This window comes from Pseudoflavitalea rhizosphaerae, assembly GCF_003991355.1.
Classification (GTDB): domain Bacteria; phylum Bacteroidota; class Bacteroidia; order Chitinophagales; family Chitinophagaceae; genus Pseudobacter; species Pseudobacter rhizosphaerae.
This window is the reverse complement of record NZ_RCSU01000020.1, coordinates 101,233-116,749: the sequence shown is the minus strand read 5'-3', so window position 1 is coordinate 116,749 and position 15,517 is coordinate 101,233. Positions and strand designations below refer to the sequence as shown.

Sequence of the window (15,517 nt, the reverse complement as noted above, 5' to 3'; positions counted from 1 at the left end):
ACCACAGCAAAACTTGCTGACGCATCCGTAACCAATGCCAAGCTTGCCAACACTTCTGTTGGAACAACAAAACTTCAGGACGAAGCAGTGACCTCAGCTAAAATCGCTGACGGTGCCATCACTTCCAATAAACTTGCTGTTGGTCTTTCCATCCCTCCCGGCGGAGCCGCCAGCGGAGATCTGACCGGAACCTTCCCCGGTCCGACAGTTGCAGCAAATGCTATCAATGCAACCAAGCTTGCTGATGATGCCGTTACTTCCGCCAAAGTGCTTAACGGAGCCATCACTACAGTAAAGCTGGATGATGCAGCTGTTACTGCACTGAAGCTCGCAGCCAATGCTGTTACAACCGCCAAGATCCTCGACGCCAATATAACTACAGCAAAAATTGCTGATGGCGCAATCACGGCCGACAAGCTGGCTTCAGGGCTCAGTCTTCCTCCAGGAGGAACAGCTACCGGAGATCTCGATGGCAACTACCCTGCTCCCACTGTGGCCAAACTCAAGGGAGTTGACCTCAGCGCAACCGCTCCTGCAACAGGTGAAGTACTCACTTTCGATGGAGCAGCATGGGCTCCTGCTGCTGTTCCGGGACTTGTTCTTCCTTATATAAAAACAGTGAATGAAGCAACAAAAGCGCTCTCTATTACAAACGATGGCGATGCCCCTGCAATTGAAGGCGTCAATAATTCTACAACAGATAATGTTGCCGGCGTGACTGGTATCATTCTGAACGATAATGCCGGATTGGACGTAGCAGGCGTAAAAGGGATCAATAATGCCACTTACACCAATAACGGTACCGGCGTACTAGGTATCCACAATGGTTTGGGTTCCGGTGTGAGAGGGTATTCTGTTAATGGGACCGGTGTGGAAGCTTTCTCCGAAGAAAGCATCGGCATTTATGCCAGAAGCGCCAGAAGTACTGCCGCATATATTGAAGTGTCTGATGCGAGTGCAGGCTCTGATGCCCTTACTATCGTGCACCAGGGTTATGGTATTGGTATAACGTCTATCAGTAGTGGTAGCCATGGTGTTTTTGGTGGAACACTCGAACCATCAAGAGCTGCTGTAATAGGGCAGCACTATAATGGAGGAGAAGGTGTGCAGGGTGTAACATTCAGTGATGTATCCTCCGGTGTCTCCGGTGTCAATACCGGATTGGCCGCGGCAGTTAAAGGATACAATGATTTTGCCGGAGGCATGGGTATCATGGCTCAGGCAACCAGCGCAACAGGTGCCGGTGGTACTGCCCTCGTAGCTGAGCTTCTCGGAGATCCCGAAGGCGATGTGGCTGTGTTCAAAGTGAACAATACCAATGTTGCAAGGATAGATGCCAGTGGAACCGGGTACTTTGCCAATGGTGCACAAACAGGCGGCGCAGACGTTGCCGAAATGTTCGATGTGGAAGGCATCCGCTCAGCCTATGAAGCAGGAGATGTTCTCGTGATCTCTGAAACATCTGACCGTATGGTTACCAAATCATCCGGCGCATACTCTACACTGGTAGCAGGTGTTTATGCCACCAAACCAGGTCTGATGCTCACAGAAAAAGATGCTCTGAAAAGCCATCTGGACAAAATGGTGCCCATGGGTGTGATCGGTGTGATACCCACCAAGGTTTGCCTGGAAGGCGGCGCTATCAAACGTGGCGATCTGCTGGTGACCTCTTCAATCCCCGGAGTTGCCATGAAAGCTGATCCCGACAAAGTGAGAGTTGGACAAGTGCTCGGTAAAGCCCTGCAGGACTACAACACAAACACTGTTGGAAAGATCAACGTACTGGTTAGTGTTAAGTAAGCATTTAAAAAGATAGCAATGAAATCTTCATACCTTCCCGGAATACTGCTGATACTGGTAACCGCCTTCACCAATATGGCAATGGCGCAACAGTTGCCGTCATCATATCAGAAGTACGAGAAAAACATGCCGGAGTCCGTTAAGAAGGCGATCATTAAGATGCAGGCTAATCCCCGCAGATCGCAAGTAATGGCCAACTCAGCCATGCGGCCGGTACAACTGAACATACAACAACCGGGCACAATCACTGAGCGCGAACGTGTGCTGGCCATGTTGCTGGAAAGAAGGTCGAACCCCAAAGCCAGACCCATTGAGAGTATCGCCAATGTAAACAGGAACGCTCATCAGGCGCGTGGCCCTATGATGCAGATGCAACAAACACAAAGGCATACTGTAACATACCAAACCGAAGCGCAGAAAAAAGCAGAACGCAAAGCCACTGCAGACAAGGTGTTGGCGCAGATGAAAAGAAAACGCTGAGAATTCGGGAAACAGTAATAAATTTGGTCATTAATTATTGCATCGGGGTGCTACACAGTAGCTGAGATGATACCCGGGAACCTGAACTGGTTAATACCAGCGGAGGGAATGCAAGGTGACACTGATAGTACTTCATTGTATTCAGCATAAACCACATTTTCTTCGAGCAGGAAATGTGGTTTTTTCTTTTACCATATTCCTGTTCGATCCCATTAGTTCCCCCGTGCAGTGTAAAACTGTAAAAATGGAACTTCAACAACTAACCAAAGGGATCAGAACCTGGCAGCAAAGGCCTGAATGGTTCTTCAACAGGGAGCACACAGATTCTTACGAACAATGGTACGAAGGCCGCTATAAGCGCGCTGAAGTATGGCAGAAAAAAACGATCGGCAGCCTTATCAAAAAAGATGAACGCATTAAAACACTGCTCGAATTCGGATGCGGCACCACCAGATTCACCAGGTGGTGGCATAATATCGGGATCCGGGCAACAGGAGCAGATCTTTCGCCATTCATGCTCGGCCAGGGAAAACATCTTTTCGATGGTAACCTGGCTCTGGCCGATGCACATTACATGCCGTTCAAAGACAAAACTTTCGATGCCCTGGCCTTCATCACCACCTTCGAATATTACAGGGATCCTGTTCAGGTGATTCGCGAAGCACGCAGGGTGGCCAAGCACGGGATCGTATTTGGGATGATGAACCGCAACTCGCCCAAATTCATCAGGCGCCGCGTACAACAGGCTTTCGGAAAGAATCCTTTTTATGTAACTGCCCATTTCTACACACCGGATTCGCTTATCAGCAAGATCAATGAAGCACTGAAAGGCGAGAACTATTCCATCGAATGGACATGCACCGGCCTGCCGAAATGGTTTCCCGTACAGCAATGGGGAATGCCATATGGCGACTTCTTTGCGCTCTTCGTTCAATTCAAATAGTGAGCTATGTCAGCATTTGTAGAAAGTGGAAAATTGCACATGGACCTCTTCAATCAGCTCATCTATCCCTTACGGGGAGCCGAAAATAAGATGGTGGCCACAGGTCCTGAATATGGGGTGGATGTGTGCCTCATCGATCTGCCGGGAGGCCACTCGATGGCGCTCACCAGCGATCCGCTTTCCTGGATACCTACGCTGGGGCTTCGTGAATCGGCATGGCTTTCTGTTCATTTAATGGCTAATGATATCGCCACCACTTCCCAACCTCCCCAGTTTGTCCAGTTGGTATTGAACCTGCCGGAATCGGCCACCAGCGCGGAGTTTGAAGAGTATTGGACATTCGTGCACCGGTATTGTAAAGATATCGGCGTTGCCATTACCGGCGGACATACCGGAAAAGCTGCCGGTCAGCATTCCACCATCGCCGGTGGCGGCACCATGATCAGTATTGCGCCGGCAGGAAAAATGCTGCTGAGCAAATATGCCAGACCCGGGGATCTTATTATGGTCACAAAAGAAGCTGCTCAAATAGCCAGTTCAATACTTGCGCTCAGCTTTCCTGAAACAGTAAAGAAGAAATGTGGAAAAGAGATATGGGAAAAAGCTGCAGCACTTTTCCAGGAAACCAGTTCCTTACAGGCAGGCTTATGCGCTGCCGGGCTGCCCATAACAGCCATGCACGATGTTACAGAAGGTGGCCTGCTCGGCGCCATCTATGAAATGGCAACTGCCGCGGGTTGTGGTGCAATCATAGACCCAGAGGAGTTGCCCGTTGGAGCTGCACAGCAGGCAGTTTGCGATTTGTTTGACATCGATCCATTACGCTGTATCGGCGCAGGCTCCATGATCATAGCGGTAAAGCCGGAACATGAAGCTTCTGTACTGCATCAATTTGCACTTCTGAACATAAAAGTATCCGTGGCAGGAGAATTCACAGAAAAGGAACATGGCGTCAGGTTACAAAAAGATGATGGCATCGAAACACTTTCACGTCCGGGACCCGATCCTTACTGGAATGCATTCTTTCAAGCTTTAAAAAACGAATGGAAATGATAACAACTCCAAATCCCATCCGCGGCGGCATCTACCTGGTAGTGGACCCTGCTGCATTGACTGACACGTCTTATCAAAAGATCCGGCTTGCATTGAAAAGCGGGTTAGCTGCCATTCAGGTCTGGGACAATCTGCAATACATCAGTTCGAAAGCTGCAATAGTGCAAACCCTGCTGGAGCTCGCACGCCCCTTTGATGTGCCTGTTCTGATCAACGGGAATTGGGAGTTGCTCACGCAAACGGATGCCCATGGTATTCACTTCGATCAACCCTCTGGTAACCTGGCCCTGATCAGGAAAGCCATCGGTAGAAAGATCATCACAGGGATCACCTGCGGGAATAACCTGGAAACAGTTCAGTATGCCATCGATCAGAAAATGGATTATATCTCTTTCTGTTCAGTATTCCCATCCGGTTCCGCCAATAGTTGCGAGTGGGTGAAACCCGCTACCATCAAGGCTGCCAGGGCAATGACCAATATGCCCATTTTCGCGGCAGGCGGTATTACCACCAGCAATCTTCCTGACATATTGCATACAGGGCTCGATGGCGTGGCTGTGATCAACAGCATCATGAAAGCGGAAGATCCCGCTGCAGTGACCACAGCATTCAACAAGATCCTTCAACAACAAAAATCTCATTAACATGCATCCTGATTTCATACATCAACTCTGTTGTCCCTTCGATAAAAATGACCTTCAGCTTAAAGTGTTTGCAACTGACACCAATAATCATATCATCGAAGGATTGCTAAGCTGCAGCCATTGTAACAGGTATTATCCCATCATACATGGAGTGCCCATCATGAGCCCTGATGAATACAGGGAGTGGGAACTGGAAGCCCCCGTAGTGAAGCGATGGGAACACCAACTGGAAGGAAAGAAATTTGAAACTTTCCGCCTGGAAAATGCAAAAGACTAATAATGGAAACTAAATAGCCGATGGTTTTGCAGGAATCAGAAAGCTGACCATTTCAGGCAGCAGCTCTATCACGGCTGCCAATGGAGGCTTTTCTTTTTTCTCGAGGGCATCATCTATATGCACCTGCGCTCCTGCCCATTCAAGGTGAACACGTTTGCAGGCGAGTGAATGAAAGGGCGGTGTTGCTTCTTCTTTGTTCAAACGATGCCGGAGGTATTCGATCAGCTTGCTGCGTTCATCTTCCCTGATCCAGACCGCATCAAAGCGGTCATCACCAGGATCGGCCTGGGGAGCCAGTTTCAGGTTGGGGCCGATACTGTGCACATTCATGATCTCCAGCAACAGGTAATCGCCTGAATGATCATTGCCATCCAGTTCCAGTTTGCAGTAACGGCTCTTAGCTGTATGCACAATATCGAGCAAGGTAGTTAACGCCAGTTCCAGCGACTCTTCCGCTGTTTCCGGAACATCATCCATTTTTTTCATTTCCCTGATCAGTTTGGGGAAAAGGCCAAAGCCCACCCCTTCCAGGAAGATCTGCTCATCGTCTTCCTGTTTAAAAAGACCAAGATCGAATTTCTTAATGAGCCCGGGCTTCCAGGCTTGAACGATCTCTTCCAGGTTACCGCTGATGCCGAGTGTGTCTGCAATATTATTTGCAGTGCCTGCGGGTAGTAGCGCCAAAGGAATATGCGTTCGTTCCTGCTTCACAACATTGCGCACCACTTTGCCTACAGTGCCATCTCCTCCTGCAATAACAATAAGGTCTGCATCGGGATCGATGGTTTCCCAGCCTTCCTTCTTTGTTGAAAAATATCTACACTCATAATCCTGGGATTTGAGCAGTTCGAGCAGTTTTTGCTTCGTGTGTTCCTGGTCCCCTGCTCCGGGGTTGTGGATTAACATGGCCAATTTCATACAGTGAATTCTTCTAATAAAAGCATACCAACAATATTTCCGGCAGGCATGATTATGATAGGCATTTATTCATGAGAATACTGGTAACCAACGACGATGGAATTTACAGCCCGGGCATCGCATCCCTGGCAAAGATCGCTTCCAGGTTCGGCGAAGTGCTGGTAGTGGCGCCCGATGTGGAGCAATCCTCCATGGGCCATGCGATCACTCACTCCCGGCCACTTTTTTATAAGAAGTCGCCCATAACATTTGAAGGAATGGAAGCCTACAGGGTGAATGGAACGCCTGCAGATTGCGTAGCGCTCGGCACACATATGTGGGCTGATATCGAGATTGTGCTCTCGGGCATCAATATGGGACTGAACCTGGGTAATGGAATGTGGCACTCAGGTACGCTCGCTGCCGCCAAACAGGCTGCACTGCTGGGTTTGAGAGGTATTGCTTTCAGTACTGTTGCCGGCAAAACGGAGCCGGACTTCGATACACTCGGCCCTTATGTGGAAAGGACCCTCAGCAGGTTGCTCGAAATGAAAGAAGCAAAATTGCTGAACGTGAATTTCCCGCCAGTGCCAAGAGGCATCAAGTGGACACGCCAGTCGGTTCGCTTTTACGATGGTAAAATAGTTCCGGGAATGGACCCGATGGGAAGAAAACATTACTGGTTCACGGTGATCCCGCTGGAGCCTGCTGAAGAAGACACAGACAGGTGGGCTATAGAAAATGAATATGTTTCGGTTACCCCTCTGCGTTTAGACCTGACCGATGAAGCCCGGTTGAAAGAGATGACCGATCATTCCTGACCTAATGCTTAACAGTGGCCCTTTCAGGTTTCACCCTGCGCTTGCTTTCCAGGTATTTCGCGTGGACCACATCGCCCATGGGCTTCTCATACACTTTGCTTTCCACCCAAGACACAACGTCCAGGTAAGCAAAGGCGCGCGTTTCAAAGCGGTTGCCTTCCAGGTGTTTGATCTTTTGCAGGAATTTCTCCAGCTCCGGCCTGAGCTTGCGGGGGGATACATCAAATGAATTGCGAAGGAATCTGAACATCTCTTCTTCCACCATCGTCAGGTTCTGCATCTTGGCCATGAAACGGTACACGCTTTTGATGAGCGATTCCATGATATCATAATTGCCCATTTCATAATGCGCCATCAGGTGCAGCAGGCGTGCGTAACATTGCAGGTCAACCCGGAGGTCGGGAACGGACACGTTCATGATCTTCTGCAGGTAGTCGATACTGGTAGAATAATCGCCTGCTCCAAAATGAAGGGTGGCGAATTTGTAGTTGAACACCAGGATCCGGTGGGTGTCTACATAGAGCTCGTAATCGTTGAGGTCTTTTTCAATTTCAGGAACAATGGAGAGCCCTTGTTTGAACGTGCCCTGCATCAGGTGCTGGTTCAGGCGGGCGCCACTGATATAGATAAAGGTATGAACACGGAAGTTATCGTGCGCCTTGGCGAGATCAGTATCCGCATACTCCTGGAATTTGCGGAGTGTAAGGTCGAACTGGTCAAAGTTGCGCAGATCGAAATGGGCATTGAGCAGGTTGTGCATTCCCTTTACGTAGTGACCAGGTTCTACAGAGATCATCACAGGCTGTTCTTCGAACAATTCGATCCATTTCTTACTGTTGCGGTAATACATCAGCCAGTCCTGGCGGATGAAAGCATACCAGCAATAGCTTTGATAAAGGTATAAGCGTTCATACCAGTCAGTTACCTTGTGCGCATTTTCAGGCAGGTTCTTTTTGAAGAAGTCCTTGATGTCTTTTTCCTCATCCTGGTTACGGGCATGGCCATTGCGGATGAACCAGCGGTACATGAGCAATGCGAGGTTAGACAATTTCACTACACTGTCTATATGCTGGCTGATCTCGAGCGCTTCCGTGGCCAGCAGTTCTGTTTTCTCCTGCGAGCTGCGTGTGATATGAAGGGTCTCGATCTTCTTCTCCAGCGAAATCACTTGTGCCAGGTAGTTATATTTATGATTGGCTTTCGCGAATTCCTTGGCTTTCTCCAGGATCTTGAGCGCCTGGATCTTCAGTCCTTTATTATACAGTACACGGGCGTAATCCAGTTGTTCGCTGAGCTGCAGGTCTATATTCTCTGCAGTCTTCAAAAGACGTAATCCTGCTAACAACTGTTTGTAAAGATGGGTTTTGAGATTGGCCAACTGTGGTTTGGTGATGGGCGACAGTTTTTTCAGCAATACCTTTTCATCATACTCCGGTAATTTGTCCAGAGCATCAAATAATTGGATGATCTTAAGGTCTTCCTTGGCGGAACTTCTGGTGATATATAGCTTAAAATGTCGTTTTTCCGACTTCTCCAGAGATCGAACTAACTGAAATAATGAGTCTGTAAATGGGTTGGCCCTCATATTGAAATTCTCCTAAAACGCACGCCCGGTAAGGGTTTTAAGATTTATTTACCAGTTTTGGGATGATAAAATACGTAATAAGTTGTTTTGCCAGCAGTGATTTCTCGTGTTATTTTTACATCGGATTTGAAACAAACATATGGCCAAGCAATCGTAAGCAGGCAGCAATAGAAAGAGGCAAAAGACAAAGTGACAAGCAAAGCAGAGTTAGAGGCCGAAAATCAAATCCACACGAAAAAGATTTTTAAGAATTTTCATATGGCAAGCAATCGTTAGAGGTCATCTGTTTCTACAGAAGACCCTTTTTTTTTTACGGCTGCAATATAATACAAAAACGAATCGCACACTATAGTTGCCGGAAAATTGCAAGGAAATGTTAAAGCCGCCTTAATATCCGCTTCTTTTATCCTGCCGGTATTTCATTCCCCGCTCAAAAGCTCGAAATTTAAAGGAACACATCTCCTTTACTTCATCTAATGCCTTAATGCTATGCAGTTCAACAAATTGAACAATCTGTTCGGGTGGCTGGTCTGTGCTGTGGCCTGTACCGTTTACCTGTTCACTTTGGAGCCAACTACCAGCTTCTGGGATTGCGGTGAATTCATATCCAGCGCCAACAAACTTCAGATCCCGCATCCTCCGGGCTCTCCCCTGTTCATTTTGATGGGAAGATTCTTTGTAATCCTTTTCGGTGATAACCCGCAAACCACCGCCATTGCAGTGAACGGCATGAGCGTCATCGCCAGCGGATTCACCATTCTCTTCCTGTTCTGGACTATTACATATTTAGCCAAAAAGCTGTTGCTGCCTGCATCACAGGCAAGTCCAACTGGTCAACAGAGCTTCACTATTCTGAGCGCAGGCTTGATCGGTTCACTAGCCTATGCATTCTCCGATTCTTTCTGGTTCAGTGCTGTGGAAGGAGAAGTGTATGCGCTCAGCTCATTCTTTACAGCACTGGTATTCTGGGCCATTTTCAAATGGGAAGCCAGGGCAGATCAGCCGGGAGCAGCGCCTTGTTCGTGATGCTTGGCTATTCTACTTATACCACAACCCTGATCAGGTCCAATGCAGATCCTGCTGTGAATATGTTCAGCGTGGATAATCCAATCAGCCTCGCCTCTTATCTTGGTCGTGAAAGTTATAACGACTGGCCCCTGTTCTACGGTCCCGACTTCACGGAACGCACACCTTTCAAAAAAGCAGGAGAAGAATATGTAAAAGGAGAAAAGAAATATGAAACTGCTGGTCCAAAATATGTACAGTACTGGGCCAATGCGCCGGGTGCACATTTCTTCCCGCGCATATGGGATAATAATGACGACCGCAATCAAAAAGTCTGTTACTATAATTTCACCGGTCTCGAAGAGGGTGAAACGCCATCTATGAAAGATAATATCGCTTACTTCTCGCGCTACCAGGCAGGATGGATGTACATGCGCTACTTCATGTGGAATTTCGCCGGAAGGCAAAATGATCTGCAGGGATTCGGCAATCCCCGCGACAGTAATTTCATCAGCGGGATCAATTTTGTTGACAACTCTCTTTACGGTAACCAGTCGAAAATGCCCGACACTGCCCGCGACAGCAACAAAGCTTATAACCGTTTATTCATGTTGCCACTGGCGCTCGGCCTGGTTGGCCTATTCTTTCAGCTAAGGCGGAATAACAAAGACTGGTTCGTGAATACATTGCTCTTCCTCATCACAGCCGAAGACAATGACACTTATCCCATCTGGTACCTCCAGGAAGTGGAAAGTGTGCGAAGGGATGTGCGCGTTGTGATTGCCACTATGATCGGTAACGACTGGTGCATCGATCAGCTTCGCTACAAAGTGAACAACAGCGCGCCGGTGGATGTGCTGTTCACCAAAGAACAGGTAGCCGGCAACAAAAGAGGCGTAGTATACTTCAATAAAATGCAGGGCTTCGATCCCGGAAAGTATTATGATCTCTATGAATCTTTAAAAAACACCGTCGCCTCCGATGACAGCAAATACACTACTGTAACCGAAGATGGAGAAACTTTTCATCTTCTCCCCATGAATAAATTCAGTATTCCCGTGGACCCGGCCAATAAGTGGGAAAGACCCATCTGTTTTGCTTCTTCTCAAACAGCATCTGATTATGGATTGGGTAATTATGTGAGATCGAAAGGGCTTGTATACCAGTTGAGCCCGGTAGAGAGCAGTGAAGTGGATAACGAAGCCGCCTATGCGAATGTGATGAACCATTTTCAATACGGTAATACCCATAAAGCCGGCATGTACCTGGATGAAACAAATCGTTTAAGGCTCAACGTGATCAAGATGGCCCATGTGCAGCTGGCCATGAGCCTGGCAAAAGCCGGGGATAAAGAAAAGGCGAAAAAAGTGCTGCGTCGCTTTGATGAGAACGTGAGCCCGGCCAATATGCCTTATGGTTTTACCAGCAACCGGGGCAATCAGCATAATATTATGTCGCTTCAATTCCTCCATGCCTGTTACCTGGCCGGTGATATGGAATTAGCGAAAAAAGTAACAGCATCATTACGCAAAGATCTGTTGCAACAAATGGAGTACTATCGTTCACTGGGAGAAGAGCCGCAAAGCGATGATGAGCTTGCCCGTAACGCTTACCATCTGGTTCAGGGCGGCGGCGCTTCACTGAGTAATCACCAGGCTTCATTCGCTAATGATATCCTCAGCAGTTTCCAGTTGCTGAACCAGTTGAGCGAATGGGAAAAGCAACCCGCCACTTTATAGAAAATTGAAATAATAGAATGATGGAAGCAGCAGTACACTTGTATTGCTGCTTTTCTTTTTAGCTTTGTACATATGAAGCCTGGAAAATCAAATCAGGGTGCTGTAGTCGCTCGCGTCCCCGTGAGTGACGGTTATTCCGTCGCCTCCGGCGACACGGCGCCCGCCGGAGGCGGGCAAATAGAAGTCACTCGCCGGGAGGCGGGCGACTGGGCACACCCGAAGTATTGGTGGCAACTGATAGTGGCTGTGTTCCTGTTCGTAGGCTGTTCCTCCGGAGACTCCAAACATCCGCGCGTGGAGATCAGCACCCGCCAGGGTGATATCATCATTGAACTTTATCCCGATAAAGCGCCCAAAAGCGTTGCCGCATTTTTAAGTTACATAGAAAAAGATCTTTACAATAACGCCAGTTTCTACCGTGTATTGAACGATGAGAACCAACCTTCCAATGCGGCCAAAGCCAACCTGGTCCAGGGAGGCTTGTACAGATCGAAGAAAAGACCGGAGTTACCGGGCATTCCACACGAGTCCACCAAAGAAACAGGCATTCTCCACAAAGACGGTGTTGTTTCTCTCGCACGCACAGACCCCGGCACAGCCACCAGCGAATTCTTCATCTGCATCGGCGATCAGCCAGGATTCGATGCCGGCGGCGCCAACAATGCAGACGGACTCGGCTACGCCGCCTTCGGAAGGGTTGTGAAAGGACTGGACATTGTAAGAAAGATCTACAACCAACCTGAATACGATCAGTATTTCGACCCTCCTGTTCCTATTTACAACATCAAAAAGTTGTAACGGCTGCTTATCTTCGCGGCCTCAAAAAACGAAGTAACATGACAGGCATCGATAGTGTACAGCTGGAGAAAGTGATCGTTCACAAGATCGGCAACCCCTCCCGTGGCGAAGATCTGCACCTGAGTGAAAACATGCTTACACTCAACGACGAGATCGTGAGAGGCCTGCTCACCAAATACTTCCTCGGCGCCTTCAACGAAAACGAGCTCTTCCACTTCACGCATATCAGCGATCTTCAAATGAATGAAGTGTACCGCTATGTGGCCGCTATCTTTGAAGACAGGGAGTCCTTCCAGGAACAGGCCGCCTATATTGCCCGTTTCCTCTACACAAAATCCACGCACGTTAAAGTAAAAGAAGGTGAACTCTATGTAGTGCAATTCGACAATGTTCCTTTTGAAGGTGAATATATTCAGGCAATCGGCATTTTCAAATCTGAAACCAAGGAATCCTTCCTGAGGGTATTCCCCCATGGAAAAAGCTATGAGGTTTTACATGAAGAAGGCGTCAACATCAATAAAATGGACAAAGGCTGTCTCGTGTTCAGAACAAATACCGTGGAAGGCTTCAAGGTTTGCGTGGTAGACAGTACCAATAAGAACAATGATGCGCAATACTGGGTGGAAGAGTTCCTGCAGATAACTCCCTATGCTGACAGCTACCATAATACAGACAAGGTCCTTAATCTCTGTAAGCAATTCATCACCCAGGAATACCCGGAAAAATTCGACGTATCCAAAAGTGATCAGATAGACCTGCTCAACAGGAGTATGGATTATTTCAAGAGCAAGGAAAATTTCAGCATTCAGGAATTTGCAGAAGAAGTGATGCACCACCAGGAAGTGGTTGACACTTTCATGGATTACAAAAAGAATTTCGAATCAGCGAAGAACTTTGAACTGAATGATGAATTCGCTATCCATATCAACGCGGTAAAAAAACAGCAGCGTGTTTTCAAGACCGTATTAAAGCTGGATAAGAACTTCCATATCTATATTCACGGCCGGAGAGACCTGATTGAAAAAGGAGTGGATGAAATGACGGGAAAGAAATACTACAAGATCTTTTTCGACGAAGAAAGCTGATCTATGCCGCAGGAAAAAACAGGATCTCCATCCGTAAAACTGAAGACCCTGCCTGCAATGGCTGACTAGGCCATCTTTTCCTGAGCATTAGAAACAATGAGTCGTTTATTCAACAAAGGCGTTGAGCCTTTGCCTGAATTTCCTTTATCAGAATTGCGATATTTGGCGAGGTTGATCAGCAGCACGCTTCCCAGGATAATGCCCAGTCCAAGCAACTGCCAGAAGCTCATCACCTCATTGGCGAAGAAGACTCCCAATAACACAGCCACAACAGGGTTCACGTAAGCATAAGTACTCACCTGCGTTGGGCTTCTCACCTGTAACAGCCATACATAAGCGCTGAAAGCAAGTATAGATCCGAACAAGATCAGGTAGCCAAGGGAAAGCCATGCGCTGGTGCTCACTGCCGCAAAGCTGAATTCCTTCCATTCTCCGGCAATAAAACTGCCTGGGAGGAAGATAAAACCCGCAGTCAGCATTTGAATAGTGGTGTTCACGAGGGCTGATCCTGTTGAATTGTATTTGGAATAGATGGAACCTCCAGCCCAGCTGATACAACCCACCAACACGATGAGGAGGCCAACCAGTGTTTCCCCGCCGCCTGGCGTATTCATGATCGTATCCAGTTGATCACTCAGCAGCAACACTACACCAATGAAACCGATGATCAGTCCAACGATGGTGCTGGTGCTGCGGAAATTCTCTTTCCATTTTGATTTATCGAGCAGGAGGAACCAGATGGGCGCCGAAGAGATCCAAACGGCCACCAGGGAGCTGGGTAAAGTTTTCTCAGCCCAGATCACACAACCGTTTCCGATGAACAACAACAGCGCGCCGGTAATAAAGGCCGCTTTGAATTGTTTGGGGCTCCAGAGCTTCTCTCCCCTGATCAGACACCAGGCCAGCATGATGCCGCCGGCCACCAGGAAACGCAATGCCCCCATGATCAAAGGCGGGAAATCATGTACAGCCTTTTGAATGAAAAAATATGTGGAACCCCATACCAGGTACACAGTGGCGAACGCGAGGATCACCATGATCGTTGAAGCGGGCTTTTTGGCTACAGTTGACATACATTTTATTTTTTTGGAATGACCAGTTGCTGTTGCTCTTTTACGGTTTCCAAAACGATGGTTGTTTTGGTGGATGAAATATTAGGGATCTTTTGGAGTGAGTTGCGCATCAAATGCATGAGTGAGGCAGAATCGGCAGTGCGGACTTTAATAAGGTAGCAATCTTCTCCTGCGATATGATGTACTTCCTGCACTTCGGGAATTTGTGCAAGGGCTTTGGAAGTGTCACCACTACAGGAAAATCCTTCGGAGGATCTTATGAAAATAAAAGCGAGGAGTTTTTGTTGAATGGCTGCAGGATTCACCTGCGCAGAATAACGGACGATCACATTTTTGTTCTCGAGTTTCTTTACTCGCTCCAGTACTGCTGAGGGCGCCATATTCAGTTCGCGTGCCAGGTCTGCATTGGAGATCCGGGCATTTGACTGCATCAGGTCGAGTATCTGGAGGTCTGTATTGTCGAGGGTGATTTCCATTGCTGCTATCTTTCTGTAAATTTAAAATATTCCAGAATAATATTCGGTGAAACGGCAAAATTTAGAATTTATTCAGATTTTATGGGTCGATGGCCGAACAATAATCGGAATTGCAAAGTGAAAGGGGTTTAAAACCGAATTTTATTCGGGTTTTGAACGAAGAAAGCGCCAGGGTGCCGCCAGTCGCTCGCCTCCGGCGAGTGACTTCTATTTAGTCGCCTCCGGCGACGCGGTGTTCGCCGGAGGCGAACAAATATGGGTCACTCGCCGGAGGCGAGCGACTGGTGGCACCCTGGATCTTTACCATCTCCTGCTTCCTGCACATCACCTGCATAAATTCTTATTGCCGTTTTTCAAACCCGCCATATATTTACGCAAATCAGTAAATCAGTCAATAATGGACATAAGTGGAAAGATCCTCCAGTTCCTTCCCGTGCAAACAGGACAGGGAAAGAACGGCACCTGGAAAAAACAGGAATTCATTCTCGAAACAGGCGATACTTACCCCAAAAAAGTTTGCATTGCAGCCTGGGGCGATAAAATAGATCTCGCCAGCATCAAACCCGGCGAACAGGTTACAGTTTCCTTCGACGTGGAAAGCCGCGAATTCAATGGCCGCTGGTACACAGACGTGAAAGCATGGAAAGTTGTGCGCGCAGCAGCTGGCGGCGGCAACAGCGCGGTGCCCGATGGTCCTCCCGGATTTCAGCCAGGAGCGTCTGACGACGATCTTCCGTTTTAAAATCGTCGGTTCAGACGACTTTTTATCCGGTTCAGGTTCCCTGCAACAGTATATTGCCACTGACATAATACAGCTAATGATACAGGATCAACTCGAGTA

At 48.0% G+C, this 15,517-nt stretch carries 16 protein-coding genes and 1 riboswitch; of the genes, 12 read left to right on the top strand and 4 right to left on the bottom strand.

Annotation, left to right across the window (positions count from 1 at the left end; all coding sequences use genetic code 11):
• The 6 genes from D9Y29_RS26590 to D9Y29_RS24910 form a co-directional block, all read left to right on the top strand.
• The coding region (locus tag D9Y29_RS26590) for an autotransporter outer membrane beta-barrel domain-containing protein (RefSeq protein ID WP_164735544.1) at positions 1-1,800 on the top strand (1,800 nt) is incomplete at its 5' end.
• Positions 1,801-1,818: 18 nt separating this feature from the next.
• Positions 1,819-2,280: a hypothetical protein gene (locus D9Y29_RS24930; RefSeq protein WP_127132971.1), complete on the top strand. Its 462-nt coding sequence runs from the start codon at positions 1,819-1,821 to the stop codon at positions 2,278-2,280.
• 33 nt (positions 2,281-2,313) lie between these two features.
• Positions 2,314-2,405, top strand: a riboswitch (TPP riboswitch).
• A gap of 119 nt (positions 2,406-2,524) precedes the next feature.
• Positions 2,525-3,223 (top strand): class I SAM-dependent methyltransferase, encoded by a 699-nt coding sequence (locus D9Y29_RS24925; protein WP_127132970.1) that lies wholly within the window; start codon positions 2,525-2,527, stop codon positions 3,221-3,223.
• A gap of 6 nt (positions 3,224-3,229) precedes the next feature.
• Positions 3,230-4,276 (top strand): AIR synthase family protein, encoded by a 1,047-nt coding sequence (locus D9Y29_RS24920; protein WP_127132969.1) that lies wholly within the window; start codon positions 3,230-3,232, stop codon positions 4,274-4,276.
• On the top strand, positions 4,273-4,920 hold the full coding sequence (locus D9Y29_RS24915; RefSeq protein ID WP_164735543.1) for a thiamine phosphate synthase: 648 nt from the start codon (positions 4,273-4,275) through the stop codon (positions 4,918-4,920). The genes D9Y29_RS24920 and D9Y29_RS24915 overlap by 4 nt, the downstream gene beginning before the upstream one ends.
• A 1-nt stretch (position 4,921) precedes the next feature.
• Entirely contained in the window at positions 4,922-5,197 is a 276-nt protein-coding gene (locus tag D9Y29_RS24910) for a Trm112 family protein (protein ID WP_127132967.1), read from the top strand.
• A 9-nt stretch (positions 5,198-5,206) separates the two neighbouring features.
• On the opposite strand, the gene D9Y29_RS24905 is transcribed toward D9Y29_RS24910, so the two are convergent.
• Positions 5,207-6,115 (bottom strand): diacylglycerol/lipid kinase family protein, encoded by a 909-nt coding sequence (locus D9Y29_RS24905; protein ID WP_127132966.1) that lies wholly within the window; start codon positions 6,113-6,115, stop codon positions 5,207-5,209.
• Positions 6,116-6,186: 71 nt separating this feature from the next.
• On the opposite strand from D9Y29_RS24905, the gene surE reads away from it, so the two are divergent.
• Entirely contained in the window at positions 6,187-6,915 is a 729-nt protein-coding gene (gene surE, locus D9Y29_RS24900; protein WP_127132965.1) for a 5'/3'-nucleotidase SurE, read from the top strand.
• Between the two features lies 1 nt (position 6,916).
• Here surE and D9Y29_RS24895 read toward each other — a convergent pair whose 3' ends face one another.
• Positions 6,917-8,500, bottom strand: a complete 1,584-nt coding sequence (locus tag D9Y29_RS24895) for a hypothetical protein (RefSeq protein ID WP_127132964.1) — start codon at positions 8,498-8,500, stop codon at positions 6,917-6,919.
• A 489-nt stretch (positions 8,501-8,989) separates the two neighbouring features.
• Here D9Y29_RS24895 and D9Y29_RS24890 point away from each other — a divergent pair, with 489 nt between their 5' ends.
• From D9Y29_RS24890 to D9Y29_RS24875, 4 genes are all read left to right on the top strand, one after another.
• On the top strand, positions 8,990-9,526 hold the full coding sequence (locus D9Y29_RS24890; protein WP_127132963.1) for a glycosyltransferase family 117 protein: 537 nt from the start codon (positions 8,990-8,992) through the stop codon (positions 9,524-9,526).
• Positions 9,481-11,244: a hypothetical protein gene (locus D9Y29_RS24885; protein WP_127132962.1), complete on the top strand. Its 1,764-nt coding sequence runs from the start codon at positions 9,481-9,483 to the stop codon at positions 11,242-11,244. Before D9Y29_RS24890 ends, D9Y29_RS24885 begins: the two co-directional genes overlap by 46 nt.
• A 72-nt stretch (positions 11,245-11,316) precedes the next feature.
• Positions 11,317-12,042, top strand: coding sequence for a peptidylprolyl isomerase (locus D9Y29_RS24880; protein ID WP_127132961.1), 726 nt, complete (start codon positions 11,317-11,319; stop codon positions 12,040-12,042).
• A gap of 38 nt (positions 12,043-12,080) precedes the next feature.
• Positions 12,081-13,127: a nucleoid-associated protein gene (locus tag D9Y29_RS24875; RefSeq protein WP_127132960.1), complete on the top strand. Its 1,047-nt coding sequence runs from the start codon at positions 12,081-12,083 to the stop codon at positions 13,125-13,127.
• Between the two features lie 65 nt (positions 13,128-13,192).
• On the opposite strand, the gene D9Y29_RS24870 is transcribed toward D9Y29_RS24875, so the two are convergent.
• Positions 13,193-14,200 carry an EamA family transporter gene (locus tag D9Y29_RS24870; protein ID WP_127132959.1) on the bottom strand — a complete coding sequence of 336 codons (1,008 nt, stop codon included), beginning with the start codon at positions 14,198-14,200 and terminating at the stop codon, positions 13,193-13,195.
• Between the two features lie 5 nt (positions 14,201-14,205).
• A complete protein-coding gene (locus D9Y29_RS24865; RefSeq protein ID WP_130542218.1) occupies positions 14,206-14,676 on the bottom strand; it encodes an Lrp/AsnC family transcriptional regulator in 471 nt (156 codons plus the stop codon).
• Positions 14,677-15,073: 397 nt separating this feature from the next.
• Between D9Y29_RS24865 and D9Y29_RS24860 the strand changes: the two genes are divergently transcribed.
• Complete coding sequence (locus tag D9Y29_RS24860; RefSeq protein WP_127132957.1) at positions 15,074-15,418, top strand: DUF3127 domain-containing protein; 345 nt, start codon at positions 15,074-15,076, stop codon at positions 15,416-15,418.
• Positions 15,419-15,517 lie beyond the last annotated feature (99 nt).

Bases quoted from the DNA above. Each gene is read 5' to 3' on its own strand.
- D9Y29_RS24930 (WP_127132971.1), top strand. From the start codon at position 1,819: ATGAAATCTTCATACCTTCCCGGAATACTGCTGATACTGGTAACCGCC.
- D9Y29_RS24925 (WP_127132970.1), top strand. From the start codon at position 2,525: ATGGAACTTCAACAACTAACCAAAGGGATCAGAACCTGGCAGCAAAGG.
- D9Y29_RS24920 (WP_127132969.1), top strand. From the start codon at position 3,230: ATGTCAGCATTTGTAGAAAGTGGAAAATTGCACATGGACCTCTTCAAT.
- D9Y29_RS24915 (WP_164735543.1), top strand. From the start codon at position 4,273: ATGATAACAACTCCAAATCCCATCCGCGGCGGCATCTACCTGGTAGTG.
- D9Y29_RS24910 (WP_127132967.1), top strand. From the start codon at position 4,922: ATGCATCCTGATTTCATACATCAACTCTGTTGTCCCTTCGATAAAAAT.
- D9Y29_RS24905 (WP_127132966.1), bottom strand. From the start codon at position 6,115: ATGAAATTGGCCATGTTAATCCACAACCCCGGAGCAGGGGACCAGGAA.
- surE (WP_127132965.1), top strand. From the start codon at position 6,187: ATGAGAATACTGGTAACCAACGACGATGGAATTTACAGCCCGGGCATC.
- D9Y29_RS24895 (WP_127132964.1), bottom strand. From the start codon at position 8,500: ATGAGGGCCAACCCATTTACAGACTCATTATTTCAGTTAGTTCGATCT.
- D9Y29_RS24890 (WP_127132963.1), top strand. From the start codon at position 8,990: ATGCAGTTCAACAAATTGAACAATCTGTTCGGGTGGCTGGTCTGTGCT.
- D9Y29_RS24885 (WP_127132962.1), top strand. From the start codon at position 9,481: ATGGGAAGCCAGGGCAGATCAGCCGGGAGCAGCGCCTTGTTCGTGATG.
- D9Y29_RS24880 (WP_127132961.1), top strand. From the start codon at position 11,317: ATGAAGCCTGGAAAATCAAATCAGGGTGCTGTAGTCGCTCGCGTCCCC.
- D9Y29_RS24875 (WP_127132960.1), top strand. From the start codon at position 12,081: ATGACAGGCATCGATAGTGTACAGCTGGAGAAAGTGATCGTTCACAAG.
- D9Y29_RS24870 (WP_127132959.1), bottom strand. From the start codon at position 14,200: ATGTCAACTGTAGCCAAAAAGCCCGCTTCAACGATCATGGTGATCCTC.
- D9Y29_RS24865 (WP_130542218.1), bottom strand. From the start codon at position 14,676: ATGGAAATCACCCTCGACAATACAGACCTCCAGATACTCGACCTGATG.
- D9Y29_RS24860 (WP_127132957.1), top strand. From the start codon at position 15,074: ATGGACATAAGTGGAAAGATCCTCCAGTTCCTTCCCGTGCAAACAGGA.